Below are 25,926 nucleotides of genomic sequence, written 5' to 3' on the forward strand. Positions count from 1 at the left end.
CGTGCAGCCGCGTGCGGACGCACCGCCACTCATGGGCGATGCGTGCGCGTCGGTGTGGGTTGCGAAGCTGCGAAGCGCGCGGGCTATTCGGGCTGCCGGCGTTCGCGCATCAGGTCGTGCAGGCTGCGCGCCGCGGGCTTCAGCGGCTCGCGGTGCTGGGTCCAGCCCATCTGGTTCTTCGGCGCGAACGCGCGCAGACGCGTCGCGGCCCAGCGCAGCATTCGGTAAGCGCGTGGATGCGCGAATGCGCCGCTCCAGAAGCGCCACACGAACTGCTCCTCGCGGCTGAACTTCGCGCCCTGTCCACGCAACGGATTCGCGACCGCTTCGTTCGGATTGCGATTTGCTTCCGTGCGCAGACGCACGAGCAGTTCGGGGATCGGAATGCGCACGGGGCACACTTCACCGCATGCGCCGCACAGGCTCGACGCCGTCGGCAGATCGGCCGTTTCGTCGAGGCCGAGCAAATGCGGCGAAATGATCTTGCCGATCGGGCCCGGATACGTCGTGCCATACGCATGCCCGCCGATGCGCGTATAGACGGGGCAATGATTCATGCAAGCGCCGCAGCGGATGCATTGCAGCGTCGCGCGCAACTGCTCGTCGGCGTAGGCCTGCGTGCGGCCGTTGTCGAACAGCACGACGTGCATTTCGCGCGGACCGTCGCGTTCGCCTTCGCGTCGCGGGCCCGTGATCAGATTGAAGTACGTCGTGATCGCCTGGCCCGTCGCGGAGCGCGTCAGCAGGCTCGATAGCGGCACGATGTGCGACAGCTTCTCGACCACTTTCTCCATGCCCATGATCGCGATGTGCACGTCGGGCACGGTCGTGGACAGGCGTCCGTTGCCTTCGTTTTCGACGAGCCACAGCGTGCCCGTGTCGGCGGCCGCGAAGTTGACACCCGACAGGCCGATATCCGCATCGACGAACGCGCGCCGCAGTGCGCGGCGGCCCGTCTGGATCAGTTCGTCGACATCTTCCGTGTAGCGCGTGTCGGGAATGTGCGCTTCGAACAGTTCCGCGATGTCGGCCTTGGTCTTGTGAATCGCGGGCATCACGATATGCGACGGTTTTTCGTGCGCGAGCTGCACGATGTACTCGCCCATATCCGACTCGATGCAGTCGATGCCGCGCGCTTCGAGGTAATGGTTGAGCTCGATCTCCTCGCTCGCCATCGACTTGCCCTTGATCACGCGCTTCGCGTCGTGGGCTTGCGCGATGCCGTGAATGATCGACGTGGCGTCGGCGGCCGTTTCGGCCCAATGTACGTGAACGCCGCGCGCGGTCAGCTTTTCTTCGAGTTGCACGAGCAGATCGGGCAAGCGCGACAGCGCATGACGGCGCACCGCTTCGCCGAGATCGCGCAGATGCTGCAACTCGTCGTCGTCGGGAAACTGGGTGCGGCGCTTCGTCTGCAGAAAGTCCATTGCGCCGCGAAAGCTGCTGCGCAGTTTCGAATCGTCGAGCGCGGCACGCGCGCGCGCCTTGAAGTCCTGCGTCGGCACGAAGTGCATCGGGGTGGCGTTCATGCGGCGTCTCCGTGCGTGTCGCTAGTGTTGTCGGTCTCGCGTTCGACGATCACGACCCACAGTTCGCGCGGACCATGCGCGCCGTAAGCGAGCGTCTGCTGAATATCCGACGTCTTCGACGGCCCGGAGATCAGCACGAGATTCGTCGGCATGCCGGCTTGCCATTGCTCGGCTCGCATCGCCGCGTGCAAATCCGCATGCAGCGAATCGGCGTAGACGAGCGCGATATGCAGCGGCGGCACGAGCGACATCGTGCGCGGCGAGCCCGCGTCGGGCGCGACGATCAGCGTGCCCGTCGACGCAATGCCGGAGCGCGCGACCGTGAAGCCGGCGTCGATCGTTTCGAAGAGGTTCGCTTTCCAGCTTTCGATCGGACGGTCGTATGTATGTGTAGCGACGGAGAGCGGCAGCGCGCGTTGCAATGCCGCGCCTTCCTCACGCGACGTATCGAGCAGCACGCACTTCACGTTCGCATCGGCGAGCCGTTGCGCGATCAGCGCGGGCCACGTGCGTGCCGTCGCGCGAAACACCTCGGCATGCGACGCGGCGAGCATGGCCTGCATCGATTCGGCGAGCGCATGCGTCGATAGCTCGACGGCCGGGCGCGCTGCGCGGCGGCTGTCGTAATGCAGATCGATGCGCGCGTCGAGACGCTTCAGTTCGTCGCCCGAAACGTCGGTGGGCGCGGCCGCGCGCAACCGTCCGAGCATGCGTTCGCGCGCGTTCATGCGTTGCCTCCGTTGCCCTCGTTGCGGGCCGTGGTGCCTTGCGTGCGGCGCCACAGGAAGCTCGCGAGATGTTCGACTTCGATGGGCGCGCCCTGATGGCGTGCCGCGTGTCCGATGTTCAGCAGGCAACCGCAGTCGGCGGAAACGATGCGCTCGCAGCCCGTCGCGCACGCGGAGGCCACCTTGTCGCGCACCATCGCGCCCGAGATGTCCGGATGCTTCAACGAAAACGTGCCGCCAAAACCGCAGCATTCCGATTCGCGTTCGTGCTCGATGCGCGTGACGCCCGGCAATGCATCGACGAGTTCGACGCCATGCACGCGCGTGCCCATTTCGCGCCGCGCGGCGCACGACGTGTGCAGCACGACGCGTTCAGCGGCCGCGTCGGTGGTGGAGGGGAGTTCGATATGCAGTACGCGCAGCAGGAATTCGCTCAGCTCGTACACGCGCTCGCCAAGCTCGCGGGCTTTCTCCGCCAGCGCCGGTTCGTCGGCGAAGAGCTTGGGCCAGTGATGGCGCATCATGCCCGCGCACGAGCCCGACGGCACGATGACGGGCCACGGCTTCGAGAAGAGATCGAGCTGGGCGCGCGCGACATCGCGCGCCTGTTCGGGATTGCCGCTGCTATACGCGGGCTGGCCGCAGCAGCTTTGCTCCTGAGGAAAGTGCACCACGAGCCCTTCGCGTTCGAGCAGCCTGACGGCGTCGAGTCCGGCTTCGGGCACGAACAGATCGACGAGGCAGGTCGCGAACAGATAGACGTCGCGCGGGGCCGCCGGATATTGCCTTTCCTTCATATCTCGCTCCAGAATGCGTCCGCTTTTTGCATTGCCTGCATGTGCATGCGGCTTTCGCGGATCGCTTGCATCGTTGGCGCATGATTCCGAATTCTGCGCGACAATTCAAATTGGTTGGACCACTGGACGCGATTCAAGCAGGAGAGACCGCATGGCGACGGGGACGAGGAACAGGGGCAGGGTGGAAGGCGTGATGCGCAAGATGGAAACGGCGCTGCTCGACGGCACGTGGCCGCCGGGTTCGCGTCTGCCCGCCGAGCGCGCGCTCGCCGAGCAGTACGACGTGTCGCGCAACACGGTGCGCGAGGCGATCCAGCGGCTCGCGGCGCGCGGCCTGTTGCAAAGCCGGCGCGGCGCGGGTGTGTTCGCGACGGATCAGTTGCGCGCCGGCATCGCGTCGCCGTGGGGTCAGCTGGTCGCCGATCATCCCGTGCTGCGCGACGACATTCTGGAATTCCGCCGCGTGCTGGAAGGCGCGACCGCCTATTTCGCGGCGATGCGCGCGAGTTCCGCCGACATCAAGCGCATCCGCGCGCTGATGCGTGAGCTGGAACGCTCGCATGCGTGCGACGACAAGGAAAGCGAAGCGGCCGCCGATGCGCAGTTGCACGACGCCATTGCGCTCGCATCGCACAACACGATGTTCCTGCATCTTCATACGAGCGTGCTCGGGATGCTGCGCGAGCACATCACGATCAGTGGCAACGACGTGCGCTTGCGCGGCCGCGAGGCATCCGGGCAACTGCTGGTCCAGCATCGTGCGGTCTGCGACGCGATCTGCACGCGACGCCCGGAAGAAGCGCGCACGGCGATGCACACGCATATCGACTACGTGCGCAGTGTCCGCGATCAGGAGGGCTGAGTCCGAAGCCGGCGCCGCGAAAACTGGTCCAACCAGATTCGCGCGACGCCGCATCTATCGCGTGTCAGGCGCGTCGCGCGTGCCAGGCATGTCAGGCGGCTTCGGCAACCTGGAATGCGTCGACGGAAGTCTTCAGCCGCCCGGCCTGCTCGGTCAGCGAATGCGCGGCAGCCGCGGCCTGTTCGACAAGCGCCGCGTTTTCCTGCGTGAGGCTGTCCATCTGCGTGACGGCGTGATTGACCTGATCGATGCCCGCGCTTTGCTCGGCCGCCGCTGCGGCGATTTCCTGCATCACGTTCGTCACGCTCGCAATCGCGTCGCGTGCCTGCTCGATCGTCGTGCCCGTGCGCTCGACGAGGCCCGCGCCGTTGCCGACCTTGTCGACCGCGCGGCTGATCAGTTGACGCACTTCCTTCGCGGCACCCGCGCTGCGATGCGCAAGCGTGCGGACCTCACCCGCGACGACCGCGAAGCCGCGTCCCTGTTCGCCCGCGCGCGCGGCTTCGACGGCGGCGTTCAGCGCGAGGATGTTCGTCTGGAACGCGATGCTTTCGATCACCGCGATCACCTCGACCATCTTCTGCGATTCTATGGAGATGTCGCGCATGGTCGACACGGCCTCGCCGACCATCTCGCTGCCTTCGTTGGCGATCCGCGCGGCGCGCTCGGCGAGTTCGCTCGCGGTCCTTGCATTCTCGGCCGTCTGCCGGACCATCGACGTCATCTGCTCCATGCTCGCCGCCGTCTCCTGCAACGAAGCGGCCTGATTCTCGGTGCGCGACGACAGGTCCGCATTGCCGCTCGCGATTTCATGCGCGCCCGTCGCGACGTGATCGGCGGCGTGCTTGATCGCGCGGATCGTGTCCGTCAACGTGTCGCGCATGCGGCGTATCTCGCGCAACAGGCTCTGTTCGTCGTTGCGGCGCGTGTCGATCGAAACGGTCAGATCGCCGACCGCGATCGCGTTCGCGACATCGGCCGCATAGCCCGGATCGCCGCCTATCGTGCGTTGAATGCTGCGGTTCGTGAGCGCGACGAGCGTGGCGAGCAGCAGCGCAATGCCGATGAACACCGCGCCGATCCAATACAGCGAGCGCATGAACGCGGCGTCGATATCGTCGACATAGGCGCCCGTCGCGATGATCCAGTCCCACGGCGCGAAGCGCACGACATAGCCGATCTTGTCGACGGCCTCAGCCGGTCCCGCCGAAGACGCGGCCTTCGAATGCGGAAACACGTAGTCGACGAAGCCGCCTTCGGGCGACTGCGCGACCTTTGCGAAGCTCACGTAGTGGTGACGGCCGTCGGCGTCGGCGGTGCCCGCGAGATCCTTGCCGTTGGTCGCGGGCTTGATCGGATGCATGACCATGCGCGGCGTCGAATCGATCACGAGAAAGTAGCCATCCTCGCCGTAACGGACCTCACGCAGACGGTCGAGCGCCTGCTTGCGGGCGTCGGCCTCGCTCAGCTTGCCGCTCTCCGCGAGCGCCGCGTACTCCTTGACCAGCGACAGGCCGACATGCGCGACGTTGACCAGGTCGTTCTTTCGTTCCTCGATGCGCGTCTCGCGCGACAGCCATGCAGCCGACAACGACACCAGCAACAACGCGATCAGGCTGATGACGAGCGGCAACCACAGTTTCTGGGTAAAACTCAGCTTCAGCATTGGGACGCCTCTCAGGGTGGGCGGTTCTTAAATTGGGCGCGCTGAGGAACGTGACACGCGCATGTCTCCGCCTGATATATCGACCGATGTCGCCATCACTTTTGTAGTGGGAAACCCTGCCACGGGGCAGGGATGCCGGATAAAGACGCGGATGTGTCAGCGGGCGTCGAAGCGCGCGGCGAGCCGTCTTTCGCGAAACGCGCCAACGACGAAGTCGATGAACACGCGCGTCTTCGCGGGCAGCAGCTTGCGGTTCGGATAGTAGAGCGTGAGCGGGCTCAGTTCCGCGTGCCAGCCAGGCAGCAGCCGCACGAGCTTGCCGCTCTCGAGCCACGGAGCGGCATGCGGCGTCGGCAGGAACGCGATGCCGAGCCCCTGCATCGCGGCATGCGCCATCGCTTCGGGGTCGTCGAAGATCATGCGGATGCGGCATTCGGCGAGCGCCTCTTCGCCGATCTGGTTGCGCATCGTCCACGCGCGCACGCGGCCCGTCGTGCTCGAGCGGCGCGCGATGCCGTCGAGTTCGGCCAGCCCGGACGGATGCGCGGGCATCGGCCTGCCCGCCATATACGCCGGCGAGGCCGCGACGATCACGCACGGCCGCGCCAGCTCGCGTGCGATCACGCCTTGCGTCAGTTCGATTCCGCCGCCGATCGCCGCATCGAAGCCGCCCGCGATCAGGTCGACGGCGCGATTGTCGAAGTGCCAGTCGGGCACGATGTCGGGATAGCGTTGCAGGAATTCGCCGAGCAGCGGCACCAGATACTCGCGCCCGAACGCGACGGCCATACTCACCTTCAGCACGCCCGACGGCTTGCCGTCGTGCTGGGCGGCCCGTTCGAACGCGTCCTGCAGGATCGTGAACGGCGCGCTCGCGTCGGCCCACAACTGCTCGCCGGCCGGCGTCATCGTGAGCTTGCGGGTGCTGCGATGAAAAAGCCGCACGCCCAGATGCGCTTCGAGCCGCGCGATGTTCTTGCTGACGCCGGCGGGCGTGAGGCCCAGGCGCCGCGCCGCCGCCGAAAAGCTGCCTGTTTCGGCCGTCTGGATGAACGATTCGATGAGATTGAGCGCTTCCATCGCGATGTCGGCTTATACCTGTGGTTGAAACTGTTAGTCCGCATTCGATCCTACCGATATGCGAATCCGCTTGCCATACTGCACTCACTTCAACATCACATGGAGCACACAGCATGAGCACGAATCTGCAAGGCAAGATCGCTTTCGTCACGGGCGGCGCGCGCGGCATCGGCGCGGCCGTGGTACGCCGGCTCGCCAGCGAGGGCGCGACGGTGGCCTTCACGTATCACAGCTCGGCCGCGGGCGCGAACGATCTGGTCGCGAGCGTCGAGAAGGCGGGTGGCCGCGCGGTCGCCGTCAAGGCCGATGTCGCGGACGCCGCTTCGCTGACCAATGCGATCAACGAGACGGCGCGCCAGCTCGGCAAGATCGACATCCTCGTCAATAACGCGGGCGTGCTGCGCCTGGGCACGATCGACACGTTCTCGCTCGAGGATTTCGACGCGACCTTGCAGGTGAACGTGCGCGCCGTGTTCGTCGCGTCGAAGGCCGTGCTGCCGCACATGGGGCAGGGCGGGCGGATCGTCAACATCGGCAGCTGCAACGCCGAGCGCATTCCGTTCGCGGGCGGCGCCGCGTACGCGATGAGCAAGTCGGCGCTGCAAGGTCTCGTGCAGGGTCTCGCGCGCGATCTGGGGCCGAAGGGCATCACCGTCAACAACGTGCAGCCCGGTCCGACCGATACCGACATGAATCCCGAGTCCAGCGAGTTCGCCGCTTCGCTGCATGGCCTGATGGCGATCGGCCGTCATGCGCGTCCCGAGGAAATCGCGGGCATGGTCGCGTATGTCGCGAGCCCGGAAGCGGGCTTCGTGACGGGCGCGAGCCTCACGATCGATGGCGGCTTCAACGCGTGATCGACTGAGCAAGGCCGTCCGGGTGCGACGCGGACGGCCTGTTTCATGATGTGTCGCTGCGATGGCGCGCAATCGCACCGCACTCGCCATCGGCAAGCCGCTTTTTTCTCCAGTCGAAAGGCCGTTGAGCCGCAGTCAAGCGGCAGTCGAAAGTCTTTCAAGCAAGCAGTCGAGCAGCAGTCAAAACGCCGTCAAGCAACCGTCAAGCGGCTGTCACGTAACGCGAGTGCCGCAAGCTCATGTCAGAATGGCGCTTTCGTGGACCCCACCCTCGAAACGCACATGAATCTGAACCTGGCGCCCGCCACGTATGGGGCCGACCGCTCCGGCCTTGTCTGCGGCTTTCGTTTTGCTCCCGACAAGCCCGGCATTGCGCTCGATGCCGACTCCGCCGCCGACTGGCTCGACGAGGTCGCCAAGGCACCGAACGCGAATCCGGGCGAATTCCTGTGGCTCCATTTCAATCTCGCGCATGTATCGAGCGAGCGCTGGATGCGCACGCATCTCGACCTGCCCGAAAGCTTTTTCGAAGCGTTTCGCGAAGGCTCGCACTCGACGCGCATCGAGCATCAGTACGGCGCGCTGCTCGCCGTCGTCAACGACGTGATGTACGACTTCGAGCAGACGCCTTCCGATATCTCGACGCTCTGGGTCTACACGCACAAGCGCATCATGGTCACGGCGCGGCTCAAGCAGCTGCGCTCCGTCGACCGGCTGCGCGCGTCGGTGCGCAACGGCGAGAGCTTCGATACGGCCGCCGAACTGCTGATCCATCTGCTGCGCGACCAGGCCGATCTGCTCGTCGAGATCGTGCGCAGAACCAGCGTCGAAGTGGACCGCATCGAAGATCACTTCCTGTCGCTGCGCGCGTATGAGAGCCGCCGCGATCTCGGCGCGATGCGGCGCGTGCTCGTGCGCCTGCAAAGGCTGCTCGCGCCGGAGCCCGGCTCGATCTTCCGTCTGCTGGTGCGACCGCCCGCGTGGCTGTTGCCCGCCGACGTCCAGAGCCTGCGCGATTCGACGGAAGAGTTTTCGCTGGTGCTCGGCGATCTCTCCGGCCTCGCGGAGCGCATCAAGCTGCTGCAGGAAGAAATCGCCGCGCGTCTGAACGAGCAGACCAACCGCACGCTGTTCACGCTGACCATCGTCACGGTGCTCGCGCTGCCCATCAATATCATCGCGGGGCTGTTCGGGATGAACGTCGGCGGCATTCCGCTCGCGGAGAACAAGCACGGCTTCTGGATGATGGTGCTGCTGGTCGTCAGTTTCACGTTGCTCGCGGGCTGGTGGGGGTTCCGGCGCCGCATGCAGCGCTGAGTGCGCTGGGTGCGGAGCGTGGCGCGTGCGGCACTCGAAAACACATCCCCTTCACGATGGGATTGCACTGGCCGGGCGTAAAATCGTGGGCCGTTCGAGAGGAATGACACTGCACGCTGAACGTCCGTTTCAGGAGGCATGACATGGCAAAGCTCGTCGCGCTGTACAACGTACCCGCAGACCGCAACGCATTCGACGCCCATTACTTCGAGAAACACGTACCCATCGCCAAATCCATTCCGGGCTTGCGCCGCTATGAAGTGAGCGTGGGGCCCGTCGCGAGCGCGAAAGGCGAATCGCCGTATGCGCTCGCCGCCATCCTCAGCTTCGACAGCTTCGACGCGCTTCAACAGGCGATGGCCACGCCCGAAGCGGCGGCGACCACCGCCGACCTGCAGAACTTCGCGCAGGCCGGCGTCGAACTGCTTGTGTTCGACACAAAGGAAGTCTGACGCGGAACGCGCCGCGCCCGCGCCGCGCGTTCGCGTGTGGATCGCGCGTCTGCGCGGCACGCGGCCTCGCTCCGCATACGTATTTTCAAGGCTGCCTCTACGTGTAATCCCTGGCGGACTGCCTCGGATGATAACGCTACCATCCGTTCATCCCATCGTCATCGATCCGCACAGAAAGAACGCCCGTCGTGTCCGCCCGCTTTGCTTCGAGCGGAAATGATAGCGTTACCAAGGAGACTCATTTGTCCTCGAATCACAAGAAGCCGGAAGAGTTGCGCAGCTATCGCTGGTATGGCGTCAACGATCTCCGTTCGTTCGGCCATCGCTCGCGCACCGCGCAGATGGGCTATCACTCGTCCGACTACATGGGCAAGCCGGTGATCGCCGTCGTCAACACGTGGAGCGAGATCAACTCGTGCCACACGCACTTCAAGCAGCGCGTCGAGGAAGTGAAGCGCGGCATCTGGCAGGCGGGCGGCTTTCCCGTCGAGATGCCCGCGATGACGCTCGCCGAGCCGTTCCAGAAGCCGACCACGATGCTCTACCGCAACTTCCTCGCAATGGAAACGGAAGAACTGCTCAAGTCCTATCCGTTCGACGGCTGCGTGCTGATGGGCGGCTGCGACAAGACCACGCCCGGCCTGCTGATGGGCGCGATCAGCATGGACCTGCCCGCCATCTTTCTGCCCGCCGGTCCGATGCTGCGCGGCAACTGGAACGGCCGCACGCTCGGCAGCGGGTCGGACACGTGGAAGTACTGGGCCGAGCTGCGTGCGGGCAAGATCACCGAGGACGAATGGAAGGGCATCGAGAGCGGCATCGCGCGCTCGCCGGGCCACTGCATGACGATGGGCACGGCATCGACGATGACGAGCGCGACGGAAGCGCTCGGCCTCACGCTGCCGGGCTTCTCGTCGATTCCCGCAGCGGACTCGCGGCACGCGCAGTACGCATCGCTGACGGGCCAGCGCATCGTCGAGATGGTGTGGACCGATCAGAAGCCTTCGGACATTCTCACCGCGAAGTCCTTCGATAACGCCGTCACCACCGTGCTCGCAATGTCGGGTTCGACGAACGCGATCGTGCACCTCGTGGCCGTCGCGCGGCGCGCGGGCATCGATCTGACGACGGCGCGCTTCGACGATCTTGCGCGCGTGACGCCCGTGCTTGGCAACATCCGTCCCGCCGGCCAGTATCTGATGGAGGACTTCTATTACGCGGGCGGCCTGCGCGCGCTGCTGGTCGAACTGGGCGAACTGATCGACGGCACGCAGATGACCGTCAACGGCAAGACGCTCGGCGAGAACATCGCGGGCGCGGAGATCTTCAACGACGACGTGATCCGCAAGCGCGGCAATCCTCTCGTCGAGCGCGACGGTCTCGCCGTGCTCACGGGCAATCTCGCGCCCGACGGCGCCGTGATCAAGCCCGCCGCGATGGAGCAGCATCTGCTGAAACATCGTGGCCCCGCCGTCGTGTTCAAGGACTACAACGACATGGCCGCGCGCATCGACAGCGAAGAGCTTGAGGTGACGGCCGACTCGGTGATCGTGCTTCAGCATGCGGGCCCGGTCGGCGCGCCGGGCATGCCCGAGTGGGGCCAATTGCCGATTCCGCAGAAGCTGTTGAAGCAGGGCGTGCGCGACATGCTGCGCATCTCCGATGCACGGATGAGCGGCACCAGCTACGGCGCGTGCGTGCTGCACGTCGCGCCCGAGTCGTTCGTCGGCGGGCCGCTTGTGCTCGTGAAGGACGGCGACATCATCGAACTCGATGTCGCCGCGCGGCGCCTGCATGTCGATGTCAGCGACGCGGAACTGGCGAAGCGCAGGCAAGCGTGGACGCCGCCGAAGCGGCCATTCGAGCGCGGCTTCGGCGTGATGCATCAACTGCACGTCACGCAGGCGAACAAGGGCTGCGACTTCGACTTCCTCGAAGAAAAACTCGCGGCGTCGCCGGAAGCGAATCGCGACGAGCCCGAAATCCATTAACGCACATCACGTAATAAGCCACCGAAAATGACCGCATCCGAACAGCAGACCGTGAGCGCCGAAGCGCTCGAACAACTCCGGCACGTCAGCACGGCGACGCTCACCACGCAACTCTTCAAGCGCGGTTTGCGCAACGTGTTCCTGCAAGGCGTCGCGCCGCTCGCGAAGCCCGCGCCCGGCGCGCCGAATCTCGTCGGCCCCGCGTTCACGCTGCGCAATATTCCGGCGCGCGAGGACCTCGATCATGTCGGCGTGTTCCAGAACCCGGATCATCCGCAGCGCAAGGCCGTCGAGACGGCGCCGCCCGGCAGCGTGCTCGTGCAGGACTGCCGCGGCGAGCGCTCGGTCGCATCCGTGGGCTCGATTCTCGCGTTGCGGCTCGCGAAACGCGGCGTCGCGGGCATGGTGTCCGACGGTCCCGTGCGCGACAGCGGCTCGATTTCGGAACTCGGCCTGCCCATCTGGTGCGCGGGCGCGAGCGCGCCGCTGAATCTCGCGAAGCATCACGCCGTCGACATGAACGTGCCGATCGCGTGCGGCGGCGTGCCCGTGTATCCGGGCGATATCGTCGTCGCGGATGTCGATGGCGTCGTGATCGTGCCGCGCGAAATGGCCGAAGAAGTCGCGCGCGATGCGATCGAGCAGGAACGGCTCGAAGCGTTTATCACGGAGCGCATCGCGCAAGGCAATCCGCTGCGCGGCAACTATCCGCCGAACGACGAAACGCTCGCCGCGTACGACGCGTGGCGCGAAGCGAAGAAGTAGCGCGGCCGAAGCGAAACGGCAGAAGCGAAGCCGCAGAAGCAAAGCCGCAGAAGCAAAACTGCCGAAGCAAAGCGGCAGAAGCAAAGCGGCGGAAGCAAAGCCGCAGAAGCAAAGCCGCAGAAGCAAGACTGCCGAAGCAAAGCGGCAGAAGCAAAGCCGCCGAAGCAAAGCCGCCGAAGCAAAGCCGCCGAAGCAAAGCCGCAGAAACAAAGCGCCATCCGTCACGAACACAGCTTGAACAACGAGGCCCGCGCAAAGACAGCGGGCCCGGGAGACACCGTGAACACCGTCACTTCAGCGATCGACGAATCGCGCCTCATCAACCGGCTCGGGCTGCGGCTCATGCCGTTGCTCGGCCTCCTGTATCTGGTCGCGTATATCGACCGCTCGAACATCAGTTTCGCGAAGCTGCAGATGCTCGGCAGTCTCGGGCTCTCCGAAGTGGCGTACGGACTCGGCGCATCGCTGTTCTTCATCGGCTATCTGATCTTCGAGGTGCCGAGCAATATCATGCTGCACAAGTACGGCGCGCCGAAGTGGATGGCGCGCATCATGTTCACTTGGGGCGTCGTGACGATCCTGCTCGCGTTCACGAAGAACGCGACGATGTTCTACGTGCTGCGCTTTCTGCTGGGCGCGTCGGAGGCGGGGCTCTATCCGGGCGTGATCTATTTCCTGACGCTGTGGTTTCCGCAACGGCATCGCGTGCGCATGCTCGGCTATTTCACGGTCGGCAGCAGCCTGGGCAACATGGTCGGCGCGCCGATCTGCGGATGGCTGCTCGACAAGGGCGGCTTCCTCGGCCTGCAAGGCTGGCAGCTCGTGTTCGTCGTCACGGGCATTCCGTCCGTGCTGCTGACGTTGGTCGTGCTGTACCTGCTGCCCGCGTCGCCGCGTGAAGCGACGTTCCTCTCGGACGACGAGAAAGCATGGCTCACGCGCACGCTCGACACGGAAAGCGCGCAGGCCCGCAAGAACGCCGCGCATCATGCATCGCTGCTGAGCGTGCTCGCCGAGCCGCGCGTGATCGGCATGGCGCTCTACTACATGATGCTGTCGATCTCCGTGTACGGCGTCAGCTACTGGCTGCCGACGCTCGTGAAGGGCTTCGGCGTCAGCAACACGACGAACGGTTTCCTCAACATCATCCCGTGGCTGATGGCGACGATCGTGCTCGCATGGCTGCCGTCGAAACTGCGCGCGGGCAATCGCGCGATCATCGCGATGCTCGCGTCGGCGCTGCTCGGCATGGTGTTCTTCCTGTCGTCGGTGTTCATGCCGACCAATACGCTGCGCTTCGTCGCGCTGTGCTTCGGCGCACCGTGCATGTATCTGCTGATCCCGTGCTTCTGGACGCTGCCGCCGAAGTTCCTGTTCGGCGCGCGCGCCGCAGCGGGCATCGCGGCGATCAATTCGCTCGGCAATATCGGCGGCTTCATCGCGCAGAACCTCGTGCCGTTCGTCAAGCAGACGACGGGCAGCACGCAGGCGCCAATGCTGATTCCCGCCACCTGCATGCTGATCTTCGCAATCGTGACGAGCTTTGTTCTGCGCCGTAGCGGCAACGCGGCGCACAACGTGAGCAGCGCGCCCGTGACGGAGTAAAGGCGCTTCGAGGCATTGGCTACAATAGCCGCGCCATATTTTCAGGTACACGCATTCATGTCGACCGCCAAGCCAACTGACGCATCGCTCGCGCTCAAGGACAGCGCCGCGCCCGCGCGCCGCACGCGCGGCGGTCCGAAGGGCGTGCGCATCACGGATGTTGCGGCGCAGGCGGGCGTGTCGCCGATCACGGTGTCGCGCGTGTTCAACAATCCCGCTTCCGTGGCGCCCGAAACGCTCGAACGCGTGCGCCAGGTCGTGCAGAAGCTCGGCTATGTGCCGAACCGGCTCGCGGGCGGCCTGTCGTCGGCGCGCTCGCGGCTGATCGCGGCCATCGTGCCGACCATCGCGCACTCGCTGTTCTCCGAGACCATCCAGGTGTTCAGCGAGACGATGTCGCGCGCGGGCTATGAAGTGCTGCTCGCGCTGAGCGGCTACAGCGACACCAACGAAGAAAGCCTGCTCGATACCGTGCTGAGCCGCCGTCCGGAAGGCGTGCTGCTGACGGGCGTCGCGCACACGGATTCATTGCGCGAGCGTCTGCGCAACGTCGGCATTCCCGTCGTCGAGACGTGGGACATGACGGATACGCCGATCGACATGCTGGTGGGCTTTTCGCACTACCAGATCGGCGTAGCGGTGGCGGAGCGTTTTCTGTCGCGCGGCGTGAAGCGGCCCGCGCTGATATCGGCAAGCGATGCGCGCGCGCTCGCGCGCCGCGCCGGGTTCCGCGACCGGCTCGCGAAAGCGGGAATGACGGACGTCGCCGAAGTGATCGTCGAGCCGCCAAGCTCGCTGGCGACGGGCAAGGCCGCGCTGCCGCGATTGCTCGAACGCGCGCCGCAGGTCGATGCCGTGTTCTGCGGGTCCGATCTGCTCGCGATCGGCGCGCTGGGCGCGGCGAAGCGCCTTGGCCTCGACGTGCCAACGCGGCTTGCGATCTGCGGCTTCGGCGACCTCGACTTCGCGTCGGAAACGTCGCCGCAACTGACGACGGTGCGCATCGACGGCACGCGCATCGGCGTGAGCGCCGCGCGGTTCCTGCTCGACCGGTTGAATGGCGTGCATGAGCCCGCGTTCGTCGACGTGGGGTTTAGCGTGGTGGAGCGGGAGTCGGCGTAACGGCTCCATGACGTCGATCAGACTCTAGGTAGAGTCATAATGACTCCAGTCGAACCGACTAATGAACTTCACAAGTCACTGTTTTTCCATACCTTTGTAGTTGGCACAAAACGTGTTTAAGGGTTTACGCGGCCATACGAAGCCGCAACTCTGTCCTCACGCGAAACACGCAGGCCAACAAACATGTCACTGATCACCACGCTCAAGCACGACCACGAAGAGATCTTCCGTTTGCTCGATGAATGCCGCGCGCTCGGCGTCGTCACCGACGAGGGACGCCGCAAGCTCAAGCAGGTACGCGGCGTCGTCGCGGCGCATCTGAAGCGCGAAGACGACAAACTGTACCCCGCGATGCGCAAGCACGACGAGACGCGCGCGCTCGGCGAGATGTACGCGCAGGAGATGCGCGCGATTTCGTCGGAGATTCTCGGCTTCTTCGATCGACTCGAAAGCGGCCGTTCGGGCATCGAGCTCGCGCGTGAAATCGGCCGCGTGATCGCGCATCTGCGCCAGCGGATGACGCGCGAAGAAGTGCGTCTGTATCCCGCATTCGAGACGCACTGCGAGTAAGCCCGTCACGAACGACCCAGCGGCCACGCCGCGTTCCGTTCTACCGATGCCTGCAACGAGCGAATCATGAAAATCGTCGAACCGCGTTCAACCTTCGTCCCGTTCCCCGAGCGCCACCGGCCCGGGCGGCGCTTTGCGCTGTTCAACCTGGGCTTCCGGCCGTTCTATCTGGCGGGCGCCGTCTTTGCGGCGCTCGCGCTGACCGTATGGCTGGCGATGCTCGCGGGCGTGCCCGTCAACGGCAACTACCTGCTGAGGATCGACCCGATCGGCTGGCACGCGCACGAAATGGTGTATGGATTCGCCGCGTCGATCGTCGCGGGCTTTCTGTTGACAGCAGTGCGCGCATGGACGGGCATGCAGACGACGAGCCATCGCGTGCTCGCCGCGCTTGCACTGTTGTGGCTGTGCGCGCGCGTGCTGGTGTGGAGCGGGCCCGCCGTGCCCGCCGCGGTCGTCGACAGCGCGTTTCTGCCCGCTGTCGCGTTCGTGCTGCTGCGCGTGCTGGCGAAGGCGGGCAATCGCCGCAACTATTTTCTGGTGCCCGTGCTGCTGCTTTTCGGCGCGCTCAACGTCGCGTTTCATGTCCTCGTGCAGACGGGCCGGCCCGATCTCGCGCTGCGTTGCCTGTACGCGGCGGCGGGCGTCGTCGTGCTGCTGGTCAGCGTGATCGGGGCGCGCGTGATTCCGATGTTCACGTCGAATGCGATTCCTGGTTTCGTCACGCGCCGCTGGAAGCCGGTCGAAACGCTCGCCGCGCCGCTGACGCTCGCCGCGCTGTTCGCCGACGCAGCCGTGGCGCATCCCGTCGCGCATCCCGTCATTATCGCGGCGCTGGCGTTCGCGGCCTGCGCGGTTCACTGCGCGCGCCTGATCGGCTGGCGCTCGTACAAGGTGCGCGGGCCCGCCATCCTGCTGATCCTGCACGTCGCCTATGCGTGGATGCCCGTCGGCTTCGCGTTGCTCGGCGCGAGCGCGCTCGGGTTCGTGCCGCATTCCGTTGCGTTGCATGCTTTCACGGCGGGCGTGATCGGCGGCGCGATCATCGCGACGATCACGCGCACGGCACGCGGCCACACGGGCAGGCCGCTCGTCGCTGACAAGCGCGACGTCACGAGCTATGCGCTCGTCACGCTGGGCTCGGCGTTGCGCATCGTCGGTCCGTTGGTCGCGCCGGGCCTCTATCAGGTTTGGATCGGGAGCGCGGGCCTGTGCTGGATCGCCGCCTTCGTCATCTATGTGCTCGCGTATGCGCTGCCGTTGATGCGTCCGCGCGCGGACGGCAAGCCGGGCTAGGGCGCCTTCGGTCCCGTCGATAACGCCCGCGCCGTTACCCTTCGATCTTGAAGCGCGAAACGCCTGTGCGCAGTTGATTGGCGACGAGCGTCAGATCGTCGATCGCCTGCGACGACTGGCGCAGCGACTCCGCCGTCTGCCGCGCGGTCTGCGACAGTTGCGACAGCGCCTGCGTCATCTGGTGGGCGTTCGCGGCCTGGGTCCGGATGCCCTGGTCGACGAACTGGAAGCGCGGCGGAAGCGTCTGCGCGTCGCGGATGATCTGCGAGAGTTGTCCGCTCACCTGCTGCACGTCGTGCATCCCGCGCCGCGCTTCTTCGGAGAACGCGTCGATGCCCGTCACGCACGCCGCTACGGCCGACTGGATCGCGTTCACCGCCTGTTCGATGTCGTGCCCGGCGACGGCCGTCTGATCCGCGAGACGCCGTGTTTCCGCAGCGACGACGGCAAAACCCGCTCCATGTTCGCCGGCCTTTTTCGCTTCGGCCGCCGCATTCAACGACAACAGGTTGGCCTGATCCGCGACTCGCGCGATCGTCGCGACCACCCCGCTGATGTCGACCGTTTTCGCGTTAAGGATCGCGAGCTTCGCGTCCAGCGAGTCTGCCGCTTGCGTCGCGCTGCGCATCGTCTCCTCGATGTGCGCGAGGCCGTTCTGGCTCGCGCCCGCGTGCGCGGCCGACTGCCCGGCGGCCACCGACAACCCGTCCATCGCGTGCGACAGATCGCGCGAAGCCGCGGCGATTTCCCGCGCGGTCGCGCCGATCCCGGCCGTGGTCGCGGCCGTTTCGCTGGCTGTCGCATGCTGCTCCTTCGACGTCGCCGCGATCTCGGCGACGGAAGCCGTCACCTGCAGCGACGACTTCTGCGCCTGCGCGACGAGGCTGGTCAGTTCGTCGGCCATCCGGTTGAAGCCGTCCTCGAGCGCGCCGAATTCGTCGCCGCGTCCGAGCCTCAGCCGCTGCGTGAGATTGCCTGTGCGCATCACGTTGTGCACTTCGACGACACTCGACATCGGCACCGTGATCGCCCGGTACAGCGAATAGCCCGTCACGAGCGCGACGAGCAGCGTCACGCCGAGCGCCGACGCGAGCGTGATCTCCATGCTCGTCACCGAATCGCGGATCGCTTTCGCGGAATCGTCGGCCTGTCCGCGATTCTCGGTGACGAGTTCGTTCGCCGTGCGCAATACGTTGTCCCACGCGGGCGCGAGCTTGACGAACGCGGCCTGCGCATCGGGCCTCGACGTCGCGGCAAGACGCATCGCTTCGTGCTGTTGCGGAAGGTACTGGTCCCACGCGGCCTTGAAGTCGCGAAAGTGTGCGCGGTCCTGGTCGCGAAAGAGCGTCGCCTGATATTCGGCCGACACCTGATCGAACTGGCGCATGATCTGCGGCAGGCGATCGAGATCGCGCTTCGTTGCGTCGTCATCGCTGTCGACGAAGAGCGCGCGTTCGAGCGTCGAATAGCCGCTGTTCGCCGTCGCGCGTAACGTGGTCGCGAGATAGAGGCCGGGCACGGAATCGCGGCCCATGCTGAGCGCCTCGTCGTCCATCACGCGCAGCCATGTGTACGAGATGGCGGCCATCGCGAGCATCAGCACGAACAGCACGCCGAAGCTCAGCACGATCCGGTTGCCGAGCGACAGGCGGGCGCCGCGCTTCGGGTTGGGCAGATCGGTGTCGCTTGTGCGGGACGTGGCTGTGGCCATTGTGGATGACTTTTCCGGTGAAATTGTGAGGCGGCGCGCGGGTGGTCGATGTCCCGACGGTCGAGGCCGACGCTATCGGGAAACCACACGATCACATGGCAGCTCATTATCGCAAAAGGCGCTGGAAATCAGCGTCGACCCCGCACTTCGCAACGCATGCGCCGGACTCCATGCGCAAGGCATTCGATCGCGCGGCCGGATCGCGCGCTAGAACCGGGCTACAAGCGAGCTACAACCGCGTTATAACCGCGCTACAACGAATCCCAACGCCATGCCTGCGCCAGACGCTCGCGCAGATAATCGACGAACACGCGCACGCGCGGCGCGAGATGCTGGCTATGCGGATAGATCGCGTGCAACGGCGCCGCCGACATCGAATGATGCGGCAGCACGCGGCGCAGTCGGCCGGCGAGTATGTCGTCGCCGACATCCCAGATCGACTTCACGGCGATGCCCGCATCGGCGAGCGCGAGCAGATGCGCGGCTTCGCCGTCGTTCGTGACGATCGCGCCGTCGATGCGTACCGCGATGCTTTCGTCGCCTTCGAAGCGCCATTCCGCGCGCCGCTGGTCGCCGATCAGGATGCAGCGGTGCGAGGCGAGATCGTGCGGATGACGCGGCACGCCATGCTGCTCCAGATAAGCCGGCGACGCGCACAGCACGCGAAAATTCGGCGCGAGCGTGCGGGCGATCAGCGATGAATCGGCGAGGCTGCCGAAGCGGATCGCCAGATCGAAGCCGCTTTCGACGAGATCGACGACGGCATCCGTCAATTCCAGTTGCACGTCGAGCTGCGGATGCAACAGCTGAAAACCGGCGACCAGCGGCGCGATTTTCTGGCGCCCGAGCTGGCCAGGCGCCGTCACGCGCAGCAGTCCGCTGACTTCATGGCGGCGCTGCGACAGCAGCTCTTCCGCCTGCTCGATTTCGTCGAGGATGCGCACAACGCGCGCATGAAACAGCGCGCCTTCTTCCGTGAGCGTCTGACGGCGCGTGGTGCGCTGGATCAGCCGCACGCCGACGCTTTTCTCCAGTTGCGCGAGCCGCTTGCTGACGACGGAGAGCGGCAGGTCCATTTCCCTAGCGGCCGCCGACAGGCTGCCCGCCGACACCACACGGGAAAACGCAATCAGCGCGGGCAGGCTGTCGATCCGGGTAGGGTTCATTCTTCTCAAAAAAGAAAGGATTCATCAATCCGAAAGCGGTATTTCTTCTGTGGCGCGAAGACTAGCATAGGGACGTTCGGGCGAGAGCCTGGCGTTGTCGCGATGCGACGTGCATTTGATCAATCCGGTTTCATCGACCTTATTTCATCGACGGTATCCGACAGGAGGTCCCTTCATGAACTCGCCTCAATCCACACGTGTGCTGATCGTCGGCGGCAGTTCGGGCATCGGCGCTGCGGCGGCCAAGGCTTTCGCGGCGCTCGGCGCGCAGGTGACGATCGCGTCGCGCAGCGCGCAAAAGCTGGCGGACGCCGCCGCCGACATCGGACACGGCGTGCAGACGGCCACGCTCGACACGACGGACGCGGCCGCCATCGACGCGTTCTTCGCCGCGCAACCGCCATTCGATCACGTCGTGATTTCGGCCGCTCAGACGCCGTCGGGCCCCGCGCGCGAGCTGGCGCTCGACGACGCCTATAAGGCGATGGACAGCAAGTTCTGGGGCGCGTACCGCGTCGCGCGCGCCGCGAAGATCGCGGAAGGCGGATCGCTGACGTTCGTGTCGGGTTTTCTCGCCGTGCGTCCAAGCAGGACGTCGGTGCTGCAAGGGGCGATCAACGCCGCGCTCGACTCGCTCGCGCGCGGCCTTGCGCTCGAACTGTCGCCCGTGCGGGTGAACACGGTGTCGCCGGGGCTGATCGCGACGCCGCTGTGGTCGAAGCTCTCCGACGATGCGCGCGACGCGATGTTCGAAGGCGCCGCGAACCGTTTGCCGGCGAAGCGCGTCGGCCAGCCCGAAGAGGTTGCGAACGCGATCGTCTATCTCGCGACGACGCCTTACGCGACGGGCTCGACGGTGCTCGTCGACGGAGGCGGCGCGATTGCGTGAGCGCGCGCGACACGCATCGCGCGGCGTCGGGCGCGACACGCATCGCGCGGTTGTCGAGCGTTATGCGAGCTTTGCGCCCCGGTCGACGAGCAGTTGGCGCAGCACGCTGCGGTGGCAGCGGTTCTCGTCCTCGCAGTAACAGCCGACCGAAAAGTTCGACGTCACCGACAACGCGGCGAGCGTGTCGAGCACCTTCGATGCATCGCCGTTGTTCATCTCCGCGCGGAACTTGCGCACGAACGCGTGCCATTCGGCGTCGGTATTCGCGGCGAGCGCCTGAGTGACGAGTTCCGGCGTCGGCGACAGGATCGGCAGCCAGACGTCGTAGTAGTTGCGACTGCCGAACTCGGCCTTCGGCACGCCGCGCGGCGGCCGCCGCACCGTGCCGATGCGCACGCCTTCATCGGGCGCGCGGTCCGATCCGAGCTGAACGATACGAATGGACATGGGGTGAGGTTTCCTGTGTGGATTGTGGTTTTAGGTTGACTCGCGGCGGTTCGTATTCGGCTTCATGTCGGTTTCATGCTGGCTGACCGGCTGACCGGCTGACCGGCTGACCGGCTGACCGGCTGACCGGCTGACCGGCTGACCGGCTGACCGGCTGACCGCGCGCATTGCCGCGGGCGCAGACGGCTTGCGCCTGCGCCAGGCTTGCCGTCAGCCGGACTTGCCTTCAGATGAGCTTGCCTCAGCCGAGCGTGTTCTTCATGCCGAGCACGTCGATGCGGCCGATTTGCGGCGGCCCCGTGAACAGCTCGTTGGCGACGCCCATCAGCGCCTTCGCGATCGGGCCGTCGAGATGCGCCTGGCGGCCGGCCTCGTCGGGGAACGCATCGAACACGCCGTAAGTGTGCTCGGCGATCTTCAGCGCGAACCAGATCGGCGTCGTGGATTCCTGATTCGCCAGTTCGAGCCCTTTCTGCAGGAACGCTTCGACTTCCGCTTCTTTGCCGGGCTTCGCTTCGAAACGTGCGAACAACGCGTACTTGATGGTCATGTGACTCTCCTGTCGGGATGGCGGGTGTGCCGGTGAGCGCTTCGAGTTAACCATTGTCGCCCGTGATCGTGAACGCGCAATCGTCATGTTTGGTGTCAGCAGCGACGCGCATGCGGTCAGAAAAGTGTTGTCAAACGATTTCATGGAAAACACCAACAGCCCAAATAGTTGTTTGACAACATCGCGGCGGCCATGTAGCTTTCTGGCTTGTCAGCCACCATCGAATCACCCGATCTCATGAACGAGTCCCAGATCGTCGAGCGCGAATTCGCGTCGACCGTGATGGCAGTCCCGCCGCTCGCTCGGCGCACGGACCTGTCGCTCGATGTCGACGCCAACCAGAAGCTGATCCGCCATATCGAAGCGGGTGGCGTGCGCACGCTGCTGTACGGCGGCAACGCGAATTTCTATCACGTGGCCGTCAGCGAATACCGCGAAGTACTGGACATGCTGGCGGCGAGCGCCGCGCCCACGACGCGCGTGATTCCTGCCGTCGGCCCGGACTTCGGCAAGATGCTCGACCAGGCGCGCATCCTGTCGCAGACCTCGTATCGCACCGCGATGGTGTTGCCGCTCGCCGGCTTCACCACGCCTGCGGGCGTCGAAGCGGGGCTCACGCGCATCGTCGATACGGCGGGCATCCCGCTCACGCTCTACATCAAGAGCGAAGACTACGTGGACGTCGACACGCTCGCGCGCCTCGTCGATCGCGGCACGCTGATCGCGGTGAAATACGCGATCGTCCGCGACAATCCGGCCGACGATCCGTATCTGCGGCGTCTGCTGGAAAGCGTGAGCGCGTCGCGCGTGATCTCGGGCATGGGCGAGCGCCCGGCGCTCGTGCATGTGCGCGACTTCGGCCTCGCTTCGTGGACGACGGGCTCGGGCTGCATCGCATCGCATGCGGTGATGGCGTTGCTCGCCGCCGTCAAGGCCGGCCGCGACACGGAAGCACAGCGCCTCTACGACGCGTTCATGCCGCTCGAAACGCTGCGCGACGAGATTTCGCTGATTCGCGTGTTGCACGATGCCGTCACGTTGTCGGGCATCGCGGATATGGGCTCGATTCTGCCGCTCCTGAGCGGAGCGCCCGTCGAAAAGCACGCAGCCATTGCACAGGCCGCGCGCGAACTGCTCGCGTTCGAACGCGAGCTTGCAGGCAATACGCATGCGTAATTGCCGAACGGGACGAATCGAATGACTCGAATCGAATGACCACGGATGCGCCGCGTGACGACCGCGCGGCGCGATCAGCGTGACGCACAACTGCACGACGCACAGCTGCATCGCAGCCGAACCATCGCAGCGGAACAGATGCTTGATCTGGAGTGAGACGAACGTGAGCACCGACGGCAACGAACGAAAGAAGGCGAGGAAGACGCCAGAAGAACTGCGCAGCCATCGCTGGTATGGCGTCAACGATCTGCGCTCGTTCGGGCATCGCTCGCGCACCGCGCAGATGGGCTACAGCCGCGAGGAATATGCGGGCAAGCCCGTCATCGCGATACTCAATACGTGGAGCGAGATGAACCCGTGCCACACGCACTTCAAGCAGCGTGTGGAAGAAGTGAAGCGCGGCATCTGGCAGGCGGGCGGCTTTCCGATCGAGCTGCCGGTACAGACCTTGTCGGAGCCGTTCCAGAAGCCCACGACAATGCTCTATCGCAACTTCCTCGCGATGGAAGCGGAAGAGACGCTGCGCTCGTATCCCGCCGATGGCGTCGTGCTGATGGGCGGCTGCGACAAGACCACGCCCGCGCTGCTGATGGGCGCGATCTCGATGGACCTGCCGACCATCTTCCTGCCCGCCGGTCCGATGCTGCGCGGCAACTGGAACGGCGCGACGCTCGGCTCGGGCTCGGACACGTGGAAGTACTGGGCCGATCTGCGCGCGGGCAAGATCACGGAAGAAGACTGGCAGGGCGTCGAAGGCGGCATCGCGCGCTCGCCGGGTCACTGCATGACGATGGGCACGGCGTCGACGATGACGAGCGCCGCCGAAGCGCTCGGCTTCACGTTGCCGGGCTTCGCGTCGATACCCGCGCCCGACTCGCGTCACGCGCAGATGGCCGCGAAGACGGGCATGCGCATCGTCGAGATGGTGTGGGAAGACCTGAAGCCGTCCGCCATCCTCACCGCGCAGTCGATCGACAACGCGGTCACGACCTGCCTCGCGCTGTCGGGCTCGACGAACGCGATCGTGCACATGATCGCGCTCGCGCGCCGCGCGGGCATCGAGCTGACGCTCGACCGCTACGACAGCCTGTCGCGCCGCACGCCCGTGCTCGCGAACATCCGGCCGACGGGCTCGTATCTGATGGAAGACTTCTATTACGCGGGCGGCCTGCAGGCGATGCTGGCGGAACTGGGCGACCTGATCGACCGCTCGCAGAAGACCGTCAACGGGCGCACGCTCGGCGAAAACCTGGAAGGCGCGCAGATCTTCAACGACGACGTGATCCGCCGGCGCAGCAATCCGCTGATGCCGGACAACGGTCTCGCTATTCTGCGCGGCAACATCGCGCCCGATGGCGCGGTGATCAAGCCGGGCGCAGCCGAGCCGCATCTGCTCGTGCACACGGGCCGCGCGGTCGTGTTCAACGACTACAACGACATGGCCGCGCGCATCGATAACGAAGACCTCGACATCGACGAGAACTGCGTGATCGTGCTGCAGCACGCGGGCCCCGTGGGCGCGCCGGGCATGCCCGAGTGGGGCCAGTTGCCGATTCCGAAGAAGCTGCTGCAAAAAGGCGTGCGCGACATGCTGCGCATCTCCGATGCGCGCATGAGTGGCACGAGCTACGGCGCGTGCGTGCTGCACGTGGCGCCCGAATCGTTTATCGGCGGGCCGTTTGCGCTGGTGCGCGACGGCGATCTGATCGAGCTCGATGTGCCGCAGCGCAAGCTGAACGTGCTCGTGCCCGACGATGAACTCGCGCGGCGCAAGGCCGAATGGGTTGCGCCCGAGCCGCGCTTCTCGCGCGGCTACGGCGCGATGCATCAGGTCCACGTGCTCCAGGCCGATAAGGGCTGCGACTTCGATTTCCTGCAACGCGGCGGCGCGAGCACCACGTCCGGCGAGCCGGAGATTCACTGAGCGCGTACATCTCGCGCGATTACGCGTCATACCTGCCAGCCGTCTTTTGATCGTTGAAGAAGGGAAGCGAGCAACGAAGCAACCTCGCGGTCGCGGCGCCATGCCGTGCATCGCAATCACACCACGCAACAACATCGAGACGAAGTGAAGGAGGAGATAAGGATGGAAAGGAAGCAATTTCCGGGCGTGAAGGCGGTACTGGCGATCGGCGCGTCGCTGGCCACGGCGGCGCCCGCGTTCGCGCAGAGCAGCGTGACGCTGTACGGCATCGTCGATAACGGCATCGGCTATCAGTCGAGCTCGACGACGCTCGGTTCGACGTCGGGCGGCCACTCGGCGTTCAAGATGATCACGGGCGTGTGGGCAGGCAGCCGCTTCGGCCTGAAGGGCGCGGAAGATCTGGGCGGCGGCACGAAGGCGATCTTCACATTGGAAGAGGGCTTCAGCGGCAACAACGGCGCGATGTCGACGACCAACCTGATGTTCAGCCGCCAGGCCTTCGTCGGCGTGACGAACGCCACGTATGGTTCGCTGACGGCGGGCCGTCAGTACGCGTCGTACTACCAGCTGCTGTCGCCGTATAGCCCGACGACCTGGCTCACCGGCTTCTATGGCGCGCACCCTGGCGATCTCGATGGCCTCGACACGATCTATCGCGCGAACAACACGCTGCTGTACATGTCGCCGACGCTCTACGGCTTCAAGTTCAGCGGCTCGTATTCGTTTGCCGGCGTACCGGGCAGCGTGAACCAGGGCTCGACGTGGAGCACGGCGATCCAGTATGCGCAGGGGCCTGTCGGCGTTGCAGTCGGCTTCTCGCGGATCAACAACTCGACGGTCGGCGGCGGCGCATTCGGCGCCGATTCGACGACGTCGAGCGGGGGAGGCCAGGCCGGTATCTCCGCCGTGACCAACGGCTATCAGACGGCGCAGGCGCAGCAGCGCTTTGCAGTCGGTCTGGGCTACACGTTCAACAGCCAGTTCGACATCACGGCGACGTACACGAACGTGCAGTACATTCCGGGCACCGGCTCGTCGTTCCGCGATGAGTCGATCTGGAACACGGGCGGCATCGTGCTGCACTGGAAGCCGACGGCCTCATGGGACTTCGCGACGGGCTACAGCTACACGCGCGCGACGAAGGCCAACGGCATCGCGAGCAGCGCGCAGTATCAGCAGTTCAACCTGTCCGAGTACTACTCGCTGTCCAAGCGCACGGGACTGTATGCATTGGAGGCGTATCAGCGAGCGAACGGGCAGACGCTCGGCACGAACGGCCGATCGATCATCAACGCGACCGCGACGCTCGGCGATGGCTTCAACTCGTCGCCTTCGTCATCGCGCAGCATGGTCGGCGTGGGCGTGGGTATCGTGCATCGGTTCTGATGCCGATCGTTGTTCACGCATCGGAAGCAGTAAAAAGCGC

Annotated in this window: 23 protein-coding genes; 14 read left to right on the forward strand and 9 right to left on the reverse strand. The window is 65.4% G+C overall.

What is annotated here, in order from left to right:
- Positions 1-83 precede the first annotated feature (83 nt).
- Genes VSR68_RS19745 through VSR68_RS19755 form a run of 3 tightly spaced genes read right to left on the reverse strand, consistent with a single transcriptional unit; the run spans position 84 to position 3,054 of the window.
- Positions 84-1,529, reverse strand: coding sequence for a LutB/LldF family L-lactate oxidation iron-sulfur protein (locus VSR68_RS19745; protein ID WP_342941441.1), 1,446 nt, complete (start codon positions 1,527-1,529; stop codon positions 84-86).
- Entirely contained in the window at positions 1,526-2,257 is a 732-nt protein-coding gene (locus tag VSR68_RS19750) for a lactate utilization protein C (RefSeq protein WP_342941442.1), read from the reverse strand. The genes VSR68_RS19745 and VSR68_RS19750 overlap by 4 nt, the downstream gene beginning before the upstream one ends.
- Complete coding sequence (locus VSR68_RS19755) at positions 2,254-3,054, reverse strand: (Fe-S)-binding protein (protein ID WP_342941443.1); 801 nt, start codon at positions 3,052-3,054, stop codon at positions 2,254-2,256. The genes VSR68_RS19750 and VSR68_RS19755 overlap by 4 nt, the downstream gene beginning before the upstream one ends.
- A 151-nt stretch (positions 3,055-3,205) precedes the next feature.
- Here VSR68_RS19755 and VSR68_RS19760 point away from each other — a divergent pair, with 151 nt between their 5' ends.
- A complete protein-coding gene (locus VSR68_RS19760) occupies positions 3,206-3,916 on the forward strand; it encodes a FadR/GntR family transcriptional regulator (protein WP_342941444.1) in 711 nt (236 codons plus the stop codon).
- Between the two features lie 91 nt (positions 3,917-4,007).
- Here the strand turns inward: VSR68_RS19760 and VSR68_RS19765 are convergent, their stop codons facing one another.
- Positions 4,008-5,582 (reverse strand): methyl-accepting chemotaxis protein, encoded by a 1,575-nt coding sequence (locus VSR68_RS19765; protein ID WP_342941445.1) that lies wholly within the window; start codon positions 5,580-5,582, stop codon positions 4,008-4,010.
- Between the two features lie 156 nt (positions 5,583-5,738).
- A complete protein-coding gene (locus VSR68_RS19770) occupies positions 5,739-6,662 on the reverse strand; it encodes a LysR family transcriptional regulator (RefSeq protein WP_342941446.1) in 924 nt (307 codons plus the stop codon).
- Positions 6,663-6,775: 113 nt separating this feature from the next.
- Between VSR68_RS19770 and VSR68_RS19775 the strand changes: the two genes are divergently transcribed.
- The 9 genes from VSR68_RS19775 to VSR68_RS19815 all read left to right on the forward strand — a co-directional run bounded on the left by VSR68_RS19775 (position 6,776) and on the right by VSR68_RS19815 (position 16,637).
- Complete coding sequence (locus VSR68_RS19775; protein WP_342941447.1) at positions 6,776-7,519, forward strand: SDR family oxidoreductase; 744 nt, start codon at positions 6,776-6,778, stop codon at positions 7,517-7,519.
- 282 nt (positions 7,520-7,801) lie between these two features.
- Positions 7,802-8,836 (forward strand): transporter, encoded by a 1,035-nt coding sequence (locus VSR68_RS19780; protein WP_342941448.1) that lies wholly within the window; start codon positions 7,802-7,804, stop codon positions 8,834-8,836.
- A gap of 143 nt (positions 8,837-8,979) precedes the next feature.
- A complete protein-coding gene (locus tag VSR68_RS19785; protein WP_342941449.1) occupies positions 8,980-9,288 on the forward strand; it encodes an EthD family reductase in 309 nt (102 codons plus the stop codon).
- 242 nt (positions 9,289-9,530) lie between these two features.
- The gene (araD, locus tag VSR68_RS19790) at positions 9,531-11,279 is read left to right on the forward strand and encodes an L-arabinonate dehydratase (protein WP_342941450.1); all 1,749 of its coding nucleotides are present in this window, start codon (positions 9,531-9,533) and stop codon (positions 11,277-11,279) included.
- A gap of 27 nt (positions 11,280-11,306) precedes the next feature.
- Positions 11,307-12,044, forward strand: a complete 738-nt coding sequence (locus tag VSR68_RS19795; protein ID WP_342941451.1) for a ribonuclease activity regulator RraA — start codon at positions 11,307-11,309, stop codon at positions 12,042-12,044.
- A gap of 279 nt (positions 12,045-12,323) precedes the next feature.
- Positions 12,324-13,649: an MFS transporter gene (locus tag VSR68_RS19800; RefSeq protein WP_342941452.1), complete on the forward strand. Its 1,326-nt coding sequence runs from the start codon at positions 12,324-12,326 to the stop codon at positions 13,647-13,649.
- Positions 13,650-13,706: 57 nt separating this feature from the next.
- A complete protein-coding gene (locus VSR68_RS19805; protein ID WP_342941453.1) occupies positions 13,707-14,771 on the forward strand; it encodes a LacI family DNA-binding transcriptional regulator in 1,065 nt (354 codons plus the stop codon).
- A 183-nt stretch (positions 14,772-14,954) separates the two neighbouring features.
- Positions 14,955-15,341 (forward strand): hemerythrin domain-containing protein, encoded by a 387-nt coding sequence (locus VSR68_RS19810; RefSeq protein WP_342941454.1) that lies wholly within the window; start codon positions 14,955-14,957, stop codon positions 15,339-15,341.
- A 66-nt stretch (positions 15,342-15,407) separates the two neighbouring features.
- A complete protein-coding gene (locus VSR68_RS19815; RefSeq protein ID WP_342941455.1) occupies positions 15,408-16,637 on the forward strand; it encodes an NnrS family protein in 1,230 nt (409 codons plus the stop codon).
- A 34-nt stretch (positions 16,638-16,671) separates the two neighbouring features.
- On the opposite strand, the gene VSR68_RS19820 is transcribed toward VSR68_RS19815, so the two are convergent.
- Together VSR68_RS19820 and VSR68_RS19825 are read right to left on the reverse strand one after the other, a co-directional pair.
- Positions 16,672-18,348, reverse strand: coding sequence for a methyl-accepting chemotaxis protein (locus tag VSR68_RS19820; protein WP_342941456.1), 1,677 nt, complete (start codon positions 18,346-18,348; stop codon positions 16,672-16,674).
- A gap of 251 nt (positions 18,349-18,599) precedes the next feature.
- On the reverse strand, positions 18,600-19,514 hold the full coding sequence (locus tag VSR68_RS19825) for a LysR family transcriptional regulator (protein WP_342941457.1): 915 nt from the start codon (positions 19,512-19,514) through the stop codon (positions 18,600-18,602).
- Positions 19,515-19,689: 175 nt separating this feature from the next.
- On the opposite strand from VSR68_RS19825, the gene VSR68_RS19830 reads away from it, so the two are divergent.
- Complete coding sequence (locus VSR68_RS19830; RefSeq protein ID WP_342941458.1) at positions 19,690-20,403, forward strand: SDR family oxidoreductase; 714 nt, start codon at positions 19,690-19,692, stop codon at positions 20,401-20,403.
- 60 nt (positions 20,404-20,463) lie between these two features.
- On the opposite strand, the gene VSR68_RS19835 is transcribed toward VSR68_RS19830, so the two are convergent.
- The gene (locus VSR68_RS19835; RefSeq protein ID WP_342941459.1) at positions 20,464-20,850 is read right to left on the reverse strand and encodes a DUF488 domain-containing protein; all 387 of its coding nucleotides are present in this window, start codon (positions 20,848-20,850) and stop codon (positions 20,464-20,466) included.
- Between the two features lie 241 nt (positions 20,851-21,091).
- Positions 21,092-21,400: an antibiotic biosynthesis monooxygenase gene (locus tag VSR68_RS19840; RefSeq protein WP_342941460.1), complete on the reverse strand. Its 309-nt coding sequence runs from the start codon at positions 21,398-21,400 to the stop codon at positions 21,092-21,094.
- A gap of 237 nt (positions 21,401-21,637) precedes the next feature.
- Here VSR68_RS19840 and VSR68_RS19845 point away from each other — a divergent pair, with 237 nt between their 5' ends.
- From VSR68_RS19845 to VSR68_RS19855, 3 genes are all read left to right on the forward strand, one after another.
- Positions 21,638-22,576 carry a dihydrodipicolinate synthase family protein gene (locus VSR68_RS19845; RefSeq protein WP_342941461.1) on the forward strand — a complete coding sequence of 313 codons (939 nt, stop codon included), beginning with the start codon at positions 21,638-21,640 and terminating at the stop codon, positions 22,574-22,576.
- A gap of 163 nt (positions 22,577-22,739) precedes the next feature.
- Positions 22,740-24,500: an L-arabinonate dehydratase gene (gene araD, locus VSR68_RS19850; protein ID WP_342941462.1), complete on the forward strand. Its 1,761-nt coding sequence runs from the start codon at positions 22,740-22,742 to the stop codon at positions 24,498-24,500.
- Positions 24,501-24,662: 162 nt separating this feature from the next.
- Positions 24,663-25,886, forward strand: coding sequence for a porin (locus VSR68_RS19855; protein WP_342941463.1), 1,224 nt, complete (start codon positions 24,663-24,665; stop codon positions 25,884-25,886).
- Positions 25,887-25,926: the final 40 nt, after the last annotated feature.

It is taken from the genome of Paraburkholderia phymatum (assembly GCF_038900715.1).
Lineage (GTDB): Bacteria > Pseudomonadota > Gammaproteobacteria > Burkholderiales > Burkholderiaceae > Paraburkholderia > Paraburkholderia phymatum_A.

Bases quoted from the DNA above. Each gene is read 5' to 3' on its own strand.
- VSR68_RS19745 (WP_342941441.1), bottom strand. From the start codon at position 1,529: ATGAACGCCACCCCGATGCACTTCGTGCCGACGCAGGACTTCAAGGCG.
- VSR68_RS19750 (WP_342941442.1), bottom strand. From the start codon at position 2,257: ATGAACGCGCGCGAACGCATGCTCGGACGGTTGCGCGCGGCCGCGCCC.
- VSR68_RS19755 (WP_342941443.1), bottom strand. From the start codon at position 3,054: ATGAAGGAAAGGCAATATCCGGCGGCCCCGCGCGACGTCTATCTGTTC.
- VSR68_RS19760 (WP_342941444.1), top strand. From the start codon at position 3,206: ATGGCGACGGGGACGAGGAACAGGGGCAGGGTGGAAGGCGTGATGCGC.
- VSR68_RS19765 (WP_342941445.1), bottom strand. From the start codon at position 5,582: ATGCTGAAGCTGAGTTTTACCCAGAAACTGTGGTTGCCGCTCGTCATC.
- VSR68_RS19770 (WP_342941446.1), bottom strand. From the start codon at position 6,662: ATGGAAGCGCTCAATCTCATCGAATCGTTCATCCAGACGGCCGAAACA.
- VSR68_RS19775 (WP_342941447.1), top strand. From the start codon at position 6,776: ATGAGCACGAATCTGCAAGGCAAGATCGCTTTCGTCACGGGCGGCGCG.
- VSR68_RS19780 (WP_342941448.1), top strand. From the start codon at position 7,802: ATGAATCTGAACCTGGCGCCCGCCACGTATGGGGCCGACCGCTCCGGC.
- VSR68_RS19785 (WP_342941449.1), top strand. From the start codon at position 8,980: ATGGCAAAGCTCGTCGCGCTGTACAACGTACCCGCAGACCGCAACGCA.
- VSR68_RS19795 (WP_342941451.1), top strand. From the start codon at position 11,307: ATGACCGCATCCGAACAGCAGACCGTGAGCGCCGAAGCGCTCGAACAA.
- VSR68_RS19805 (WP_342941453.1), top strand. From the start codon at position 13,707: ATGTCGACCGCCAAGCCAACTGACGCATCGCTCGCGCTCAAGGACAGC.
- VSR68_RS19810 (WP_342941454.1), top strand. From the start codon at position 14,955: ATGTCACTGATCACCACGCTCAAGCACGACCACGAAGAGATCTTCCGT.
- VSR68_RS19815 (WP_342941455.1), top strand. From the start codon at position 15,408: ATGAAAATCGTCGAACCGCGTTCAACCTTCGTCCCGTTCCCCGAGCGC.
- VSR68_RS19820 (WP_342941456.1), bottom strand. From the start codon at position 18,348: ATGGCCACAGCCACGTCCCGCACAAGCGACACCGATCTGCCCAACCCG.
- VSR68_RS19825 (WP_342941457.1), bottom strand. From the start codon at position 19,514: ATGAACCCTACCCGGATCGACAGCCTGCCCGCGCTGATTGCGTTTTCC.
- VSR68_RS19830 (WP_342941458.1), top strand. From the start codon at position 19,690: ATGAACTCGCCTCAATCCACACGTGTGCTGATCGTCGGCGGCAGTTCG.
- VSR68_RS19835 (WP_342941459.1), bottom strand. From the start codon at position 20,850: ATGTCCATTCGTATCGTTCAGCTCGGATCGGACCGCGCGCCCGATGAA.
- VSR68_RS19840 (WP_342941460.1), bottom strand. From the start codon at position 21,400: ATGACCATCAAGTACGCGTTGTTCGCACGTTTCGAAGCGAAGCCCGGC.
- VSR68_RS19845 (WP_342941461.1), top strand. From the start codon at position 21,638: ATGAACGAGTCCCAGATCGTCGAGCGCGAATTCGCGTCGACCGTGATG.
- VSR68_RS19855 (WP_342941463.1), top strand. From the start codon at position 24,663: ATGGAAAGGAAGCAATTTCCGGGCGTGAAGGCGGTACTGGCGATCGGC.